This is a genomic window from Janibacter anophelis NBRC 107843, from assembly GCF_001570945.1.
Taxonomy (GTDB): Bacteria; Actinomycetota; Actinomycetes; order Actinomycetales; family Dermatophilaceae; genus Janibacter; species Janibacter anophelis.
The window spans coordinates 1-15,189 of record NZ_BCSQ01000070.1 but is presented as its reverse complement, the minus strand read 5'-3'; the positions used below and the strand labels follow the sequence as shown (position 1 = coordinate 15,189).

The 15,189-nt window shown below is 71.5% G+C and carries 15 protein-coding genes and 1 pseudogene; 10 read left to right on the top strand and 6 right to left on the bottom strand.

What is annotated here, in order from left to right; translation table 11 throughout:
* From JAN01S_RS14685 to JAN01S_RS14670, 4 genes and pseudogenes are all read left to right on the top strand, one after another.
* Window positions 1-250 (top strand): annotated as a pseudogene (locus JAN01S_RS14685) (hypothetical protein); the annotation flags it as partial.
* A complete protein-coding gene (locus tag JAN01S_RS14680; RefSeq protein ID WP_218000058.1) occupies window positions 243-1,616 on the top strand; it encodes an SPFH domain-containing protein in 1,374 nt (457 codons plus the stop codon). The pseudogene JAN01S_RS14685 and the gene JAN01S_RS14680, both read left to right, overlap by 8 nt.
* A gap of 127 nt (window positions 1,617-1,743) precedes the next feature.
* Window positions 1,744-2,937, top strand: coding sequence for a Fic family protein (locus tag JAN01S_RS14675; protein ID WP_068319354.1), 1,194 nt, complete (start codon window positions 1,744-1,746; stop codon window positions 2,935-2,937).
* A gap of 19 nt (window positions 2,938-2,956) precedes the next feature.
* Window positions 2,957-3,514 (top strand): hypothetical protein, encoded by a 558-nt coding sequence (locus JAN01S_RS14670; protein ID WP_068319353.1) that lies wholly within the window; start codon window positions 2,957-2,959, stop codon window positions 3,512-3,514.
* 3 nt (window positions 3,515-3,517) lie between these two features.
* Here the strand turns inward: JAN01S_RS14670 and JAN01S_RS14665 are convergent, their stop codons facing one another.
* Window positions 3,518-4,075 (bottom strand): PadR family transcriptional regulator, encoded by a 558-nt coding sequence (locus JAN01S_RS14665; RefSeq protein WP_068319352.1) that lies wholly within the window; start codon window positions 4,073-4,075, stop codon window positions 3,518-3,520.
* Window positions 4,076-4,192: 117 nt separating this feature from the next.
* Between JAN01S_RS14665 and JAN01S_RS14660 the strand changes: the two genes are divergently transcribed.
* Window positions 4,193-4,591 carry a nuclear transport factor 2 family protein gene (locus JAN01S_RS14660; RefSeq protein WP_068319351.1) on the top strand — a complete coding sequence of 133 codons (399 nt, stop codon included), beginning with the start codon at window positions 4,193-4,195 and terminating at the stop codon, window positions 4,589-4,591.
* Here JAN01S_RS14660 and JAN01S_RS17425 read toward each other — a convergent pair.
* The 4 genes from JAN01S_RS17425 to JAN01S_RS14645 form a co-directional block, all read right to left on the bottom strand.
* Window positions 4,588-4,989 carry an SGNH/GDSL hydrolase family protein gene (locus tag JAN01S_RS17425; RefSeq protein WP_218000057.1) on the bottom strand — a complete coding sequence of 134 codons (402 nt, stop codon included), beginning with the start codon at window positions 4,987-4,989 and terminating at the stop codon, window positions 4,588-4,590. The two genes, JAN01S_RS14660 and JAN01S_RS17425, sit on opposite strands and share 4 nt — an antisense overlap.
* Complete coding sequence (locus tag JAN01S_RS17420) at window positions 4,986-5,348, bottom strand: SGNH/GDSL hydrolase family protein (RefSeq protein WP_218000056.1); 363 nt, start codon at window positions 5,346-5,348, stop codon at window positions 4,986-4,988. The genes JAN01S_RS17425 and JAN01S_RS17420 overlap by 4 nt, the downstream gene beginning before the upstream one ends.
* Window positions 5,348-7,369, bottom strand: a complete 2,022-nt coding sequence (locus JAN01S_RS14650) for an NADPH-dependent 2,4-dienoyl-CoA reductase (RefSeq protein ID WP_068319350.1) — start codon at window positions 7,367-7,369, stop codon at window positions 5,348-5,350. Before JAN01S_RS14650 ends, JAN01S_RS17420 begins: the two co-directional genes overlap by 1 nt.
* Window positions 7,370-7,462: 93 nt before the next feature.
* Complete coding sequence (locus tag JAN01S_RS14645; RefSeq protein ID WP_068319349.1) at window positions 7,463-8,347, bottom strand: LysR family transcriptional regulator; 885 nt, start codon at window positions 8,345-8,347, stop codon at window positions 7,463-7,465.
* 71 nt (window positions 8,348-8,418) lie between these two features.
* Here JAN01S_RS14645 and JAN01S_RS14640 point away from each other — a divergent pair, with 71 nt between their 5' ends.
* A complete protein-coding gene (locus tag JAN01S_RS14640; RefSeq protein ID WP_068319348.1) occupies window positions 8,419-9,417 on the top strand; it encodes a YeiH family protein in 999 nt (332 codons plus the stop codon).
* A gap of 3 nt (window positions 9,418-9,420) precedes the next feature.
* On the opposite strand, the gene JAN01S_RS14635 is transcribed toward JAN01S_RS14640, so the two are convergent.
* Window positions 9,421-10,782: an MFS transporter gene (locus tag JAN01S_RS14635; RefSeq protein ID WP_068319347.1), complete on the bottom strand. Its 1,362-nt coding sequence runs from the start codon at window positions 10,780-10,782 to the stop codon at window positions 9,421-9,423.
* Between the two features lie 148 nt (window positions 10,783-10,930).
* On the opposite strand from JAN01S_RS14635, the gene JAN01S_RS14630 reads away from it, so the two are divergent.
* The 4 genes from JAN01S_RS14630 to JAN01S_RS14615 form a co-directional block, all read left to right on the top strand.
* On the top strand, window positions 10,931-11,671 hold the full coding sequence (locus JAN01S_RS14630) for an IclR family transcriptional regulator (protein ID WP_068319346.1): 741 nt from the start codon (window positions 10,931-10,933) through the stop codon (window positions 11,669-11,671).
* 208 nt (window positions 11,672-11,879) lie between these two features.
* The gene (locus JAN01S_RS14625) at window positions 11,880-13,628 is read left to right on the top strand and encodes a bifunctional 3-(3-hydroxy-phenyl)propionate/3-hydroxycinnamic acid hydroxylase (protein WP_068319345.1); all 1,749 of its coding nucleotides are present in this window, start codon (window positions 11,880-11,882) and stop codon (window positions 13,626-13,628) included.
* Complete coding sequence (locus tag JAN01S_RS14620) at window positions 13,625-14,575, top strand: 3-carboxyethylcatechol 2,3-dioxygenase (protein ID WP_068319344.1); 951 nt, start codon at window positions 13,625-13,627, stop codon at window positions 14,573-14,575. The genes JAN01S_RS14625 and JAN01S_RS14620 overlap by 4 nt, the downstream gene beginning before the upstream one ends.
* A partial coding sequence (locus JAN01S_RS14615) for an alpha/beta fold hydrolase (RefSeq protein ID WP_068319343.1) occupies window positions 14,572-15,189 on the top strand: 618 nt, incomplete at its 3' end. The genes JAN01S_RS14620 and JAN01S_RS14615, both read left to right, overlap by 4 nt.

The following is a 15,189-nucleotide window of genomic DNA, read 5'->3' as shown; positions in this document are numbered from 1 at the left end:
GAGCACCTCCGGCGACCCGAGCGTCGCCGAGCCGACGGGGCCCGCCGGCACCGCAGTGCCCACCGTGCCCACCACGCCGGACGTCGAGGACACCGCACCTCGTCACGGTGGCGGGATCCGCCCTTCGGCCCCCGTGGCGCCCACCGACCTGAGCGCGCCGACCGGCCCGCCGGTCGACATGCCGCCGCCACCGCCGATGACCGAGCCGATGACCCAGACCGACGCGAGCGAGGGTGAGCGCAATGAGTGACCAGATGATGGAGCAGGCGGTCCGCGCCGTGCGCGGCCAGGGCATGAGCTCGATCAAGGAGGTCGTCTCCGGGTGGAGCGATGTCGCGCGCTACCTGCGTGGTGGTGACTCCGGCTCCCTCGTGCCCGTCGTCATCCCCAAGGACAAGCGCGGCATGCGCTGGACCGCCCTGATCTGGTTCGGACTGTGGGCCCTGTTCAGCGGCGTCTTCCTCGCCGCGTCCGACAAGGGGGCGCTCGGCGGCCTGGCGATCTTCGTCGCGATCCTCTCCTTCCTCCTGTCGGCGCTGTGGTGGTGGCGCTCCTCGATCGTCGAGATCGAGGAGGGCACGGTCGGGGTGCTGACGAAGTTCGGCGCGATCTCCGGCCCGGGCCTCTCCCCCGGTCGCCACTACCTGTGGCACCCCTGGGCGCGTGTCGCCTACGTCGTCGACGTGACGACCGAGATCCCTTACACCGCACCGGTGCTCAGCTCGCCGACGCACGAAAACGTGCCGCTGAAGTCGATCGAGTTCTTCCTGCGGTTCCGCATCGTCGACGCGATCCGGTTCGTGCAGACGATCGGCGCGGGCAACTTCGACCTCGTGCTGTCCAACTCGGTGCAGGACGCGATCCGGCAGCGCAGCCGCCAGGTGCGCACCGAGCAGGCGTACGACCTGCGCGGCAGCGACGTCAAGGACATGCAGGACCTGCTCAACCGCCAGCTGACCCGCTACGGCGTCCAGATCATGGGCTGCAACATCCCCGACGTGCAGCTGCCCGACCAGTACCGCGAGCACCTGGCCACCCGTGAGCGGGTCGCCAAGGAGCTCGTCGCGTACGAAAAGGAGTGGGAGCTGACGCGCAAGCGCCGCATCGACACCCTCCTGCTCGAGATCGAGCGCTCCAAGAAGGTGCGCGACGCCAAGGTCGTCGAGGTCCAGGCCTCGCTCAACAAGGCCCGCAAGGACGTCGCGCAGATGCTCGAGGAGCGCGAGACCGAGGCGCAGAAGATCCGCTACGAGATCGAGACGCGGGCCCGCACCAACCTCGTCGCCGCGCAGGGTGAGGCCAAGGCGCAGGAGCAGCTGGCCACCGCCTATCGCGACAACCGCGCGGTGCTCGGCTACGAGCTCGCACGTCGTCGCCTCGACGTGGGCGCCAGCCTCGCCGAGGACGCCCCACGCCCGGTCATCGTCCACACCGACGCCGGCGCCGGCGACAGCTCCGCGCTGTCGACGCTGCTCATGGCGCAGCTGCTGCCGCAGCTGCAGTCGGGTGCGTCGGAGCCGCGCCGCGCCGCCCGCCAGGTGACGCAGTCGGTCTCCAAGGCCGACGAGGTCGCCGCCCGCGCCGCCAAGGCGCTGCGGGAGCAGACCCAGGGCTGACCGAGCGAAGGGAGGGGCCAGGGCGAGCGATCGCCGTGGCCCCTCCCTTCGTCATGACGTCGAAGGGGACGAGCCCCGAATCGCGCTAACATAAGTGAACGTGCTTTCACCTATGTCAGGAGCAGCGATGACTCGCGGGACGCAGGTCGGCTGGGAGAACTTGCCCTGGGAGCGCGACCCGGGCCAACCGCTCTCCCGCAGCCAGCGCGCCCGGATCTCCTCCTCGTACGACGCGGCGATCCCCGCTCAGATCGCCCAACTCGAGCTGGCCGTCGACGCGACGACGCTCGGGGCAGCGGACGACGCGCGGGCGGAGATCTCCCGCTTCGACGCGGAGCTGACGTCCATGCTCCCCGGCACCGAGCTGGCACCCCTCGCCTCGGTCCTCCTGCGGACCGAGTCCGCATCCTCGTCACAGATCGAGGACGTCACCGCCGGTGCGCGCGCTCTTGCGATGGCCGAGATCGACCTGGCCCGGCAGGGCAGCAACGCCGCCCTGGTCGCGGCCAATGTCGAGGCGATGGAGCGGGCCATCGACCTGACCGAGGAGCTGTCGCCGCCGACGATCCTCGCGATCCACCGGGCCCTCGTGCACGACCAGCAGCACGCGGGACCGGGACGACTGCGCGACGAGCCGGTGTGGATCGGCGGGTCCGCCGTGTCGCCGCACGGCGCGAGCTTCGTCGCACCTCGCCACGAGCGGGTCCCGGATGCTCTCGACGACCTGTGCGTCTTCATCGCCCGGACGGACCTGCCATTGGTCGTGCAGGTCGCCGTCGCGCACGCGCAGTTCGAGACGATCCACCCCTTCGCCGACGGCAACGGCCGCGTCGGACGGGCACTGGTCCACGCGATGTTGCAGCACGCCGGCGCGACGACCCGCGCGACGGTCCCGGTCTCGGCAGGTCTGCTCGCCGACACCTCCACGTACTTCGACGCACTCACCGCCTACCGCCAGGGCGACGTGACGCCCATCGTCGACCGCTTCGTCGAGGCCACCTTCGCCGCCATCGGCAACGGCCGGGAGCTGGCACGGGACCTCGTCGAGCTCCATGAGGAGTGGGGCGAGGCGATCACGGCCCGCCGCACCGCGTCGATCTGGCGCGTCCTGCCGCTGCTGCTGCGCCAGCCTGCCGTCACCTCGGCCCTGATCCAGCGCGAGATCGGACTGTCGCAACCGGCCGCCGACGCGGTCATCGCCCGCCTGCGGGATGCGGGCATCCTCGTCAAGGCCACGGGGCGACAACGGTACGTCGCCTGGGTGGCGCCGCAGGTGACCTCGGCCCTCGACGCCTTCGCCGCGCGCGCCCGACGCGACTGAGACCTGACAGGATCTGGACATGCGCTCCCCCTTCGCCCACGACGCGGTCGACCTGCTGCCCGAGTCCGGATGGTGTTTCGTGCTGCGCTCGGGGGACAGCGAGGTCGGGAGGGTTCGGTACCGCTCCCCCGCGCTGGAGTTCAGTCCCGGTGCCGTCATGCGCGCGATGAGCCGGCGGTGGGCGGGCGCCGCGGGCTTCGTCGTCGAGGATGTCGACGGCACGACCCGGTTCGAGATCGCCAAGTCCGCCGGCAAGGACGGTGCGTTCACCATGCAGGTGACCGACGCGCACGGCACCACGATCGGGAGCGGGGAGGTCGCGGGCATGGGTCTGACCCGGATGTTTCCCGAGGTCTCGCTGGCCGATGCGGCCGGAGTCCCGCTGGGGCGCCTGACGACCCGCCCACCGCAAGAGGTCCTGGACCCGGCGGGCCGCGTCGTCGGTCGCGTGCTGCCGGGCGTGACCCGGGTCGTCATGGGAGCTCACTTCGACCGCGTGGGCTTCGCGCCGGCGGCGGGCGAGACGCTGCGCGCCCTCGTCGTCAGTGCCGTGATCTGTCGGTCCGTGGGCGGCTGACCCTCAGTCGCCGGAGCGGGCGTCGATCACGGCGAGCACCCGGGAGCCCCACGCGAGGTTTTCCTCCTCGAAGCTGATGCCCCGCAGCAGCGTCAGGTACTGCCCCACGGGCTCACCCGACGCCAGGAACTCCTCCTCGGTCCGACCGGCGAGGGTGCGCTCCTGCACGAGCCGGTAGACCGCCAGCTTCGCCTCGAAGGCCTCCATCCGCTCCACGACGTGCTCCCGGATCGCCGCCGGGTCCCCGGACTCGAGCGCCGCGACCTGGACGAGCAGCTCGTCGCGCACCGCCATGGGCTTGGGTGAGCGCAACGTATGGGCGCGCAGCGCCTTACGGCCGGCAGCGGTGAGGCGGAAGACCCGCTTGTCCGGTCGCTTGGACTGGGCGACGCTGCGGGCGCGCACGAGCCCGGCCTCCTCCATCTTGTCCAGCTCGCGGTAGAGCTGCTGCGCGCTGGCCGTCCAGTAGTTGGCGACCGACACGTCGAAGGCCTTGGACAGGTCGTACCCGGACGACTCGTCGTGGGCGAGGGCGGTGAGGATCGCGTCCTGGAGGGCCATGGGCAGAGCGTACGGTCCCCGCCCTTCGAGACGGTTGCTGCGCAACCTCCTCAGGGAACGTGAGGTCAGACGCACAGACCTCTGGCGCCTAGTCACTTTGTTGACTAGGTTGGCGACATGTTCCGTGAAGCCATCGAACGCAAGGACATGGACGCCGTCGAGGCGATGCTCGCCGACGACGTCGTCTTCCGCAGCCCCGTCGCCCACACCCCCTACCCCGGCAAGGCGATCACCGCCGCGATCCTGCGCTCGGTGGCCGAGGTCTTCGAGGACCTGCACTACGTCCGCGAGCTGAAGGACGGCCGCGAGGAGGCCTACGTCTTCCAGGCGAAGGTCGACGGCCTCGACATCACCGGGTGCGACTTCCTCACCTTCGACGAGGAGGGCAAGATCATCGAGTTCATGGTCATGACCCGGCCGATGAAGGCGTCGCAGGCCCTCGCCACGCGGATGGCCGAGCGCTTCGCCGACATCCAGGCAGCAGCGGCCGCTGCCAGCAGAACGAGCGACAGCTAGGACGCCGGACCCGCGACCACCGGCAGGGGCTGCGGCCGCTTGGCCACCCGCCCGTCGCCCGACGAGCGGCCGGTGAGCCGCCGGCCCAGCCACGGGCCGACATGGGTGCGCGCCCACGTGGCCTCCGTCCGCCAGGTGCGCGGCGGCACGGCCCCGTCGAGTACTCGCTCCCACCCGGCAGCGACCGGCACTCCGAAGGCCTCGGCACTGCCCGTCGCGAGTCGCTCGTGCCCGAGGGCCGACAGGTGCAGCCGGTCATCGGCCCAGGCCCGCGGGTCCTCGAAGATCGTCCCCGTCGTCATCGCCGGCGGCAGCATGCCGTGCTCGTCGGCCAGGTGCTGGTAGATCCCGTTGAGCACCACACGGCGGCGGGCGATGAGCCGACCCGCAGGGCTCACGGAGCGGATGTCGGGGATGGGCACGACGGCGACACGGACCCCATTCGTCGTGAACGGACGCACGATCGCCACGAGCGTGCGGCGCAGGACATCGGGGTCGAGGCGGGACGCAGCAGGTCGTTCATGCCGGCCGTGAGGGTCACGACGTCCGGCTCCATCGCCAGGGCCGGCGCGACCTGCGACTCGAGGACCTGCTGGGCGCGCAGTCCGCGGACGGCGAGGTTGGCGTACTCGACGTCGCCGTGGTGGGCGGCGAGCATCTCGGCGAGGCGGTCGGCCCATCCACGCGGCGTGCCGTCGGGCCACGGGTCGTCGCCGATGCCCTCGGTGAGGCTGTCGCCGATCGCGACATAGCGCATCAGACCTGCGCCGCCAGCCGCGTGCCCTGGTCGATGGCCCGCTTGGCGTCCAGCTCTGCGGCGACGTCGGCGCCGCCGATGAGGTGGACGGTGACGCCCTGCGCGGCGAGCTCGTCGTGGAGCGCGCGGTTGGGCTCCTGCCCGGTGCACAAGATGATCGTGTCGACGTCGAGCACCTGCGCCTGCCCGTCGATGGTCACGTGGAGCCCGGCGTCGTCGATGCGCTCGTAGGTGACGCCCGGGACCATCCGCACCCCGCGCTGGGCGAGCTCGGTGCGGTGGATCCAGCCGGTCGTCTTGCCCAGTCCCGCGCCGACCTTGGTCGCCTTGCGCTGCAGCAGCGTGACCTCACGTGGCGCCGAGCGGTGCGAAGGGGGCACCAGCCCGCCGGCCGTCGCGTGGTCACCATCGATCCCCCAGGTCTCCTGGAACGCCGCGATGTCCAAACTCGCCCGGTCGCCCGGGTCGGTGATGAAGGCGGCGACGTCGAAGCCGATGCCCCCGGCGCCGAGGATCGCGACGCGCTCCCCCACCGGTGCGCCGTGGCGCAGCACGTCGAGGTAGCCGACGACCTTCGGGTGGTCGACCCCCGGCAGCTCGGGCACGCGCGGGGTGACACCCGTGGCGACGGCGACCTCGTCGTAGCCGGAGAGGTCGTCCGCGTCGACACGGGCACCGAGCTTGACGTCGACACCGGTCTCGGCGAGGCGGTGGCGGAAGTACCGCAGCGTCTCGTCGAACTCCTCCTTGCCCGGCACCCTGCGGGCGACGTCGAGCTGGCCGCCGATGTCGTCGGCGGCGTCGAAGAGGGTGACGTGATGGCCGCGCTCGGCCGCGGTGGTCGCGAAGGCCAGGCCCGCGGGGCCGGCACCGACGACGGCGACCCGCTTGGCGCTGCGGGTGGGGCCGATGACGAGCTCGGTCTCGTGGCAGGCGCGCGGGTTGACCAGGCAGGAGGTGATCTTGCCGCCGAAGGTGTGGTCGAGGCATGCCTGGTTGCACCCGATGCACGTGTTGATCGACTCCGGTTCCCCCTTCGCCGCCTTGGCCACGAACTGCGGGTCCGCGAGGAAGGGACGGGCCATCGAGACCATGTCGCCGTAGCCGTCGGCGAGCAGCTGCTCGGCGACGTCGGGGGTGTTGATCCGGTTTGTGACGACGAGCGGGACGGAGACCTCGCCCATGAGGCGCTTGGTCACACCTGCCCACGCGGCGCGCGGCACCTGCGTGGCGATCGTGGGCACGCGGGCCTCGTGCCAGCCGATGCCGGTGTTGATGATGTCGGCGCCCGCGGCCTCGACCTGGCGGGCCAGGTGGACGACTTCGTCGAGGGTCGAGCCCTCTGGCACGAGGTCGATCATGGAGAGGCGGTAGACGAGGACGAAGTCGTCGCCGACGGCGGCCCGCACGCGGCGGATGATCTCGAGGGGGAAGCGGATCCGGTTGTCGTAGCTGCCGCCCCAGCGGTCGGTGCGCTGGTTGGTGCGGGTCACGATGAACTCGTTGATGAGGTAACCCTCGGAGCCCATGATCTCGACGCCGTCGTACCCGGCCTGCTGGGCGAGCAGCGCGCAGCGCACGTAGTCCTCGATGGTCTGCTCGATCTCGGCGTCGGTGAGCTCGTGCGGGACGTGGGGGCTGATCGGCGCCTGGATCGGCGAGGGCGCGACGAGGTCGGCGTGGTACGCGTAGCGCCCGAAGTGCAGGATCTGCATCGCGATGTGGCCGCCGGCCTCGTGGACGGCGTCGGTGATGAGGCGGTGGTCCGCGACGTCGGCCTCGCTCGTCATCGTCGCGCCGCCCTCGACCGGCCGGGCGCGCTCGTTGGGCGCAATGCCGCCGGTGACGATCAGGCCGGCGCCGCCCTTCGCCCGCTCGGCGTAGAAGGCAGCCATCCTCTCGAAGCCGTTGGGCGCCTCCTCGAGGCCGACGTGCATCGAGCCCATGAGGACACGGTTGCGCAGGGTCGTGGAGCCGACCTTGATCGGCTCGAGCAGGTGGGGGTACGCGTGCGAGGTCATGCGCCGACTCTACTATTCAACTTGTTGTCTAGGTAGACCCTGCCCACGGTCCCTGAGGAGGTCGAGCAGCGACCGTCTCGAAGGGAGACTTCCTCACCCTCCCGAGGCCACCCGCAGCAGCTCGGAGGTCGCGGCTGCCATCCGCGACCCCTTGCGCCACACCGCGGTCAGCGGGCGCTCGAGGTCGAGCGCGGTGGGCACGGCGACGAGGTGCCGCGCGGCGATCTCGGCGGCGACCGCCCGCTCGGAGACCACCCCGGGGCCCAGTCCGGCGCGGACGGCCCCGATGAGGGCGGCGGTCGAGCCGGCCTGCAGGGCGGTCGTGGGCCGGGCCCCGAGGGCCGCTTCGAAGGTGCTGCGCGTGCCGCTCCCCTCCTCGCGCAGCACCCACTCCGCGCGCGCCATCGTCTCCGGCCGAAGGGGGGTCCGCCGGCTCGCCCACGGATGGTCCGGATGGACCACGACGACGAGTCGGTCGGCACCGACGACGCGGTGCTCGAGCCCGGCGGGTCGGGCGGCCGTCTCGATGAAGCCGATGTCGGCCAGGCGCGACCGGACCATGTCGGCGACCCGGTCACTGTTGACGACGTGCAGCTGTGGGTGGACCTCCATCGAGTCGCGCAGACGCCCGAGCCACCGCGGGAGGATGAACTCGGCGATCGTCAGACTGGCCGCGACCCGCACCTCGCCCTTGCGCCCACCCGTGAGCGAGGCGAGGCCCGCACGCATCGTGTCGGCCTCCGTGAGCACGCGCCTGGCCCAGGCGATGACCGCCTGCCCGTCCGTCGTCAGGGTCGACCCGCGGGGCGACCGGTCCAGGAGGGCGAGCTGCCACCGCGCCTCGAAGGCCCGCACCCGCGCACTCGCCGACGGCTGACTGAGGCCCCGGTCGCGCGCGGCGGCGCTCAGGCTCCCGGCCTCGTCCACCGCCACGATGAGGCGGAGGGTCTCGATGTCGATGTCCGGCAGATCAGCCATAGGTACAGGCTATGACCTGTGTGCTGACCGGCGTCTACCGGAGCGCGCCGCGCGCGGGCAGAGTGAGGACCGTGAGCACGACCCGCACCCTCCCGACGTCGCCCCCGGTCGCCGCTGCCGCGCCGTCGGCACGCGGGAGCGCCGGGCCCCCACTCCTCGCGGCGGGGATCGCGGTGACGGTCGCCCCCTTCGTCCCCCTGCTCAGCCCGCTGCTGCTCGCGCTCGTCATCGGCGTCGTCGTCGCCAACTCTCCCCTCATCGCGCGCCCGGTCGTCGCCGGGCACGGCCGGGCGACCCAGCTGCTCCTGCGGCTCGGGGTCGCCGCCCTGGGGCTGCAGCTCCCCGTCGCCGACATCATCTCGATCGGTCCGGCAGGTCTGACGGTCATCGCGGTGACGGTCGCGGTGACCTTCCGGGGGACGCTGCTCCTCGGGCGACGACTCGGGCTGGACGAGGGCTTCGTCGTGCTGCTGTCGGCCGGGTTCTCCATCTGCGGCGCGGCTGCGATCGCCGCCGTCCAGGACACGGTGCGGGCGCGGGAGCGGTACGTCGCGCTCGCGGTCGCCCTGGTGACGATCTTCGGCTCGGCGATGATCGCGCTCGTGCCATGGCTCGGGGACGTCATCGGCCTGTCCGATCGCCAGGCCGCGACCTGGGCCGGTGCGAGCATCCACGAGGTCGCCCAGGTCGTGGCCGCAGGGTCACTCGTCGGCGGCTCCGCGGTCGCGTTGGCGACGACGGTCAAGCTGGGCCGGGTCGCCCTGCTTGCGCCCATCACCGCAGTCCTCGCGAAGGGGGACCAGCGCACGTCGGCTCCCCCGGTCCCGTGGTTCATCACCGCCTTCGTCGGCGCGGTCGCCCTGCGGTCCACCGGACTGCTCCCGACGTCCCTGCTGTCGGCGACCGACCTCGCGACCACGCTCCTGCTCGCCGCCGGCATGTACGGGCTCGGTCTGGGCATCCGGGCCAAGGACCTGTGGCCCCTGCCGGTGCAGGCGGTGGCCCTCGCGACCGCCTCGACGCTCATCGCCGGAGGCACGTCGCTGGTGCTCGTCACGCTCCTCGGGTGAGGATCAGGCGACGGGCACACCCTCGGCGACGTCCGCCCTTCGCCCTGCACGTCGCACGGCCGCCGAGCGCGACAGGACCACCGCGACGGCACTGATGACATAGGCGGCACCGATGTACCACGCGAGGGAGGCGGTGTCGCCGGGGCCGCTCACGAGACGCTGGGCGACGAGCGGGGCCAGACCGGCACCGAGCAGCGAGCCGAGCTGGTAGGTCAGCGAGACGCCCGAGTACCGCGCGGTGGGCTCGAAGAGCTCGGACAGGTAGGCACCGACCGGGCCGAACATCGAGGCCTGGATCAGCGGGTTGCCGACGAAGAAGGCGAGGGCGATGAGCGTGGCGTTGCCGCTGTCGAAGAGCATGAACATCGGCCACACGGCGACCGCGGAGAAGGCGGCCCCGGCGACCATGACGGGCTTGCGGCCGAGTCGGTCGCTCAGCGCGGCGAAGGCCGGGATGGTGAAGATGTGCACGAAGTTGCTCAGCGTGAGCATGTAGAGCGCGGCCTCGCGGGAGACGGCTCCGCTGTCGACGACGTACGGGACCATGAAGACCGCGAGCAGTCCCTGGATGAAGAGCGGCGCCATGACGGCGAGGCTGCCGAGGATGACCGTCGAGCGGTACTGGGTGAAGAGGACCGCGAGCGGCAGGCCGGTGTGGACCTCACCGCGCTTGCGGGCGGCCTCGAACTCCGGGCTCTCGGAGACGCGGGTGCGCAGGTACAGACCGACGGCGACGACGACCGCGGACAGCAGGAAGGGGATGCGCCAGGCCCATTCGGTGAAGGCCGGTCCGGACAGGGCGGAGGTCACGCCGAGCACGAGCGTGGCCATGACGGCACCGAAGGGAGCGCCGGCCATCGCCAGCGAGGCGCCGAAGCCCTTGGACTCCTTCGTGGAGTGCTCGCCGGACATGAGCATCGCGCCGGCCCACTCGCCACCGACGGCGAGGCCCTGGACGAGACGCAGCATCCCGAGCAGGATCGGGGCGGCGATGCCGATCGAGGCCGCGGTCGGCATGAGGCCGATGACCATGGAGACGATGCCCATGACGAGCAGCGTGATGACGAGCATCCGCTTGCGGCCGATCTTGTCGCCGAAGTGCCCGAAGAGCAGGCCACCGATGGGCCGCGAGACATAGCCGGTGAAGAGGGTGAGGTAGCTGAGCAGCACGCCCGTGCCGTGGTCCATCCCGGAGAAGAAGAGGTCGGGGAAGACCAGCCCGGCGGCGGCCGCGTAGAGCAGGAAGTCGTAGTACTCGACCGCCGAGCCGATGAAGCTCGAGGACTGGGCGCGGCGCCTCTCGCGCGGGGTCGTCGTCACGGTCGCCGCGGGTGCCGCGGCGGTGGGCAGATCGTCGTTGATCATGGGGCCTCCAGGTCAGGGGTACCCGCCCCATTGGCGGTGTGCGACGTCACCGGGGACAGCGCCCGTGCCACCACGTGGCACGGGCGGCTACGCTGGCCGAGGAGGCCGCCCGCGGCCGTCTCGACGCCACTGGACGGAAGGGGGACTCGTGCCCAAGCAGGTCAGCTCGGTCGAGCGTGCGGTCCAGCTGCTCGCGATGGTCGACCAGTTCGGCGCGGAGGGTCTGGGCGTGAGCGAGCTCGCCCGGCGCACGGGTATCGCCAAGTCGACGGCCTTCCGCCTGCTGCACACGCTCGAGGCGACCGGTGCGGTGGAGCGGCGCGGCGATCACTACCGGACGGGGCCGCTCTTCGGCTCGCACCTCGTCCTGCCGGACGAGCCGACGATCGCCAAGGTCCAGGTGCGGCTCACCCCCTTCCTCTCCGCCCTCTACGAGCAGACCCGCGAGACCTGCCAGCTCGGGGTGCTGCGGGACGGGGAGCTGCTCTTCCTCAACAAGCTGCACGGCGTGCACCGGGCGCACTCCCCCTCCCGGATCGGCGGGCGCGCCCCGGCCCACGCGACCTCCCTCGGCAAGGTGCTGCTCGCCTTCGACCGCGAGGCCGCCGACAGGGTGTGCGCGTCGGAGCTGACCGCCTTCACCGATCGCACGATCACCGACGGCGACGAGCTGCGCGTCGAGCTGGCCAAGGTCGCGCGCACCCGCATCGGCGTGGACGACAACGAGTACGTCGAAGGGGTGAGCAGCATCGCCTCGGTCGTCACCGACACCGACGGGCGGCCCGTCGCCTCCCTCGCGGTCACCGGGCCGACCACTGTCGCCCGCGCCGGCTACGAGCAGCTGCTCCTCGACGTGTGCGCCCGGGCGAGTGCGGCGATGCGCGGCTGAGGTTCAACGCCCACACGAGGACGAAGGACTTCGGCGGGCGCAGTCGCCTCCCTTCGTCCGGAGGTGCGGGGGCTTCGAGGCTCCTTCGTCGCACCTCAGCCACCGGGCGCGCGAGGGGTGTCGCGCGTGCCACCCGGTGGCACGGGGCGTGTGCCCGGCCACGGGGGCGGGGCCATGGTGCTGCCACTGACCCCGAAGGAGTGGTGACATGCAGACCGAAGTCGTGATCGTCGGAGCCGGCCCGACCGGCCTGGCCCTGGCCAACCTGCTGGGTCGCTACGGCCGAAGCGCGATCGTGCTCGAAGCCCGCAGCGACCTCATCGACTACCCGCGAGGTGTCGGCCTCGACGACGAGTCGATGCGCTCGATCCAGACGATGGGCCTCGTCGACGAGGTCACCCCCTTCACCATCCCGCACCACGTCATGCGCCTGGTCAACGGCAAGGGCGAGACGATGATGACCAATGCGCCCGCCGGCGAACCGCTCGGCTGGCCGCGCAAGTTCGGCTTCATCCAGCCGCTCGTCGACCGCCGGCTCTACGAGGGCCTGGCCCGCTTCGCCGACGTCGACGTGCGCTTCGGCCACACGGTCACCGACGCGCAGGACCGCGGAGACCACGTCGAGGTCACGGCGAGCGTCACCGCCCCCGACGGAAGCGCGCGGGAGGAGACGATCACGGCGCAGTACGTCGTCGGCTGCGAAGGGGGTTCCTCCCCCACCCGCAAGCGGATGGGCGTCGACTTCGTCGGCCACTCCCCGTCCACGCGCTGGGTCGTCATCGACGTGCGCAACGACCCGCTGGGCCTTCCGAACGTCTACCTCGGCGCCGACCCCGCCCGTCCCTACGTCTCCATCGGCCTGCCGCACGGCATCCGCCGCTGGGAGTTCATGCTCTTCGACGACGAGCCGAGCGAGCGCGTCGAGGACGACGGTTTCGTCGCGGACCTCCTGCGCGAGCACGTGCCCGACAGCGCCTCGCTCGACGTCATCCGCCGCCGCGTCTTCACCCACCACGGACGCATCGCGAGCAGCTTCCGCTCCGGTCGCGTGCTCATCGCCGGCGACGCCGCGCACCTCATGCCGGTGTGGATGGGCCAGGGGTGGAACTCCGGCATGCGCGACGCGACCAACCTGTCGTGGAAGCTCGCCGCCGTCCTCTCTGGCCAGGCCGACGACCGCCTGCTCGACAGCTTCGAGGCGGAGCGGCACGACCACGCCAAGGCGATGATCGACCTGTCGATGACGCTCGGCAATGTCATCAAGCCGACCAACCGGATCGTCTGCGGCGCCAGGGATGTCGCCTCGCGCGCACTCAACCTCAGCCCGCGGGTCAAGAGCTACTTCACCGACATGCGCTTCAAGCCGATGCCTTTCTACGCGAAGGGCGTCGTCGTCGCCCCGGACTCGCTGGCGCCCGGTGAGCAGCCCCGTCGTCGGACCTCGATCTTCATGACGGTCAAGAACGCCGTCGACAAGGTCACCCCGGTCGGGCGGCAGTTCCCGCAGCCGCGGGTCAACACCAGCGAGGTCACCGGGGCCCGTCTTGACGACGTCACCGGCCTCTGGTGGACGGTCGCCGCCTGGGGCAACGACCCGGCGCGTCTTTTCACCGAGGAGGAGCGAGCACAGCTGCAGCACATGGGCGCTCGCTTCGTCTCCTTCATGTCCGAGTCGCAGCGGCCGTGGGCCGAGGCGGAGTACGCCGGGTCCGGCACCCTCGTCGTCGGTGACGTCGACGGGTCGATCAAGGGGTGGTTCGACCGGCACGCCGTCGGCGTGGCCTTCCTGCGGCCCGACCGCTTCGTCGCCGCGGCCTGCCTGGCGCAGGACTCGGGGCGGGCGCTCGCCGCGCTGCGGGTGGCGATGAGCGCGACGGACCACGCTGGTCGAGGTGCGACGAGCTCTGCGAGGAGCCTCGAGACCAAGGGCGTGGAAACGCTGGAGGTCGTGGCATGAGCCTGTCACTGGTCGCGATGTCGCACACGCCGCTGCTGCACCGGGTGGAGGTCGAGCCGCAGGTGCGGGCGGAGGTCGACGGCGCCTTCGAGGCGGTGCGTGCCTTCGTCGCCGAGGTCGACCCGGAGCTCGTCATCACCATCGGGCCGGACCACTACAACGGCTTCTTCTACGACACGATGCCGCCCTTCTGCCTCGGCCTCGCCGCCCACGGCCTGGGCGACTACGGCACCGCCACCGGCGACCTCGACGTGCCCGGCGAGGTCGCGCTCGACCTGGCCCAGCGCGTACAGGCATCCGACATCGACCTGACGATCTCGCGGGCGATGGGCGTCGACCACGGGGCGGTGCAGCCGCTCGAGGTGATCTTCGGCCGGATCGACTCGGTGCCGACGATCCCGCTCTTCGTCAACTGTGTGGCCGCCCCCTTCGTCCCGATGCGACGCATCCGCGCGCTCGGCGAGGCGATCGGCCGCTGGGCCGCGTACCGGCCCGAGCGGATCCTCGTCATCGCCTCCGGTGGCCTCAGCCATGACCCGCCGGTGCCGCAGTGGGCGACCGCCTCCCCCGAGGTGCGCGCCGGCCTGCTCGCCGGGCGCAACCCGACGCCGCAGGCGCGTGCGGCCCGTGAGCAGCGGGTCGTCGACACGGCCCGTGAGTTCGCCGCGGGGCGGGCCACGATCCTCGACCTCAACCCGACGTGGGACCACGAGTTCCTCACCGTCTGCCGCGAAGGGGAGGTGGCCTCCTTCGACCGCTACGAGACCGACGAGATGGCTGCGGTCGCAGGCAACTCCTCGCACGAGGTGCGCACGTGGGTCACCGCCTTCTCCGCCCTCGCCGCCGCCGGTGACTACGTCGTCGAGCACGAGTACTACCGACCGATCCCGGAGTTCATCGCGGGCTTCGGTGTCATGACCGCACGCACGAAGGAGTCCCTCGCATGACCGCCACGACCGACACCACGCAGACCGACAGCGCCGAGCTGACCTATGCGTCGACGAGCCGGATGGTCGTCACCCGCCGCTGGACGATCCACGTCAACGAGGCCGGCGTCGGCAACGCCGAGACGATCATCCTGCTGCACGGCTCGGGGCCGGGCGCCACGGGCTGGAGCAACTTCTCCCCCAACATCCCCCGCCTCGCGGAGAAATACCACGTGATCGCCGCGGACATGCCCGGCTGGGGCGAGTCCGACCCCGTCACCTGGCAGGAGCGCGACCACTCGACGGCGCTCGTCGACCTCATGGACGCCCTCGAGATCGACATGGCGACGATCATCGGCAACTCGATGGGTGGCGGCACGACGCTGCGCTTCGGCTACGAGCACCCCGAGCGGGTCCACCGCCTCATCACGATGGGCTCCTCCTCCGGCGGCCCCACCCTCATGGGCGCGGCCGGGCTGACCGAGGGCCTGAAGATCCTGCAGAAGGGCTACCGCCAGCCGAGCTTCGAGACGATGCGCGAGCTCGTCGACGTCATGACCTTCGACTCCGCCTTCGCCACCGACGAACTCATCCAGGGCCGCGCCGACATGGTCCTCGCGCACCCGGAGCACGCG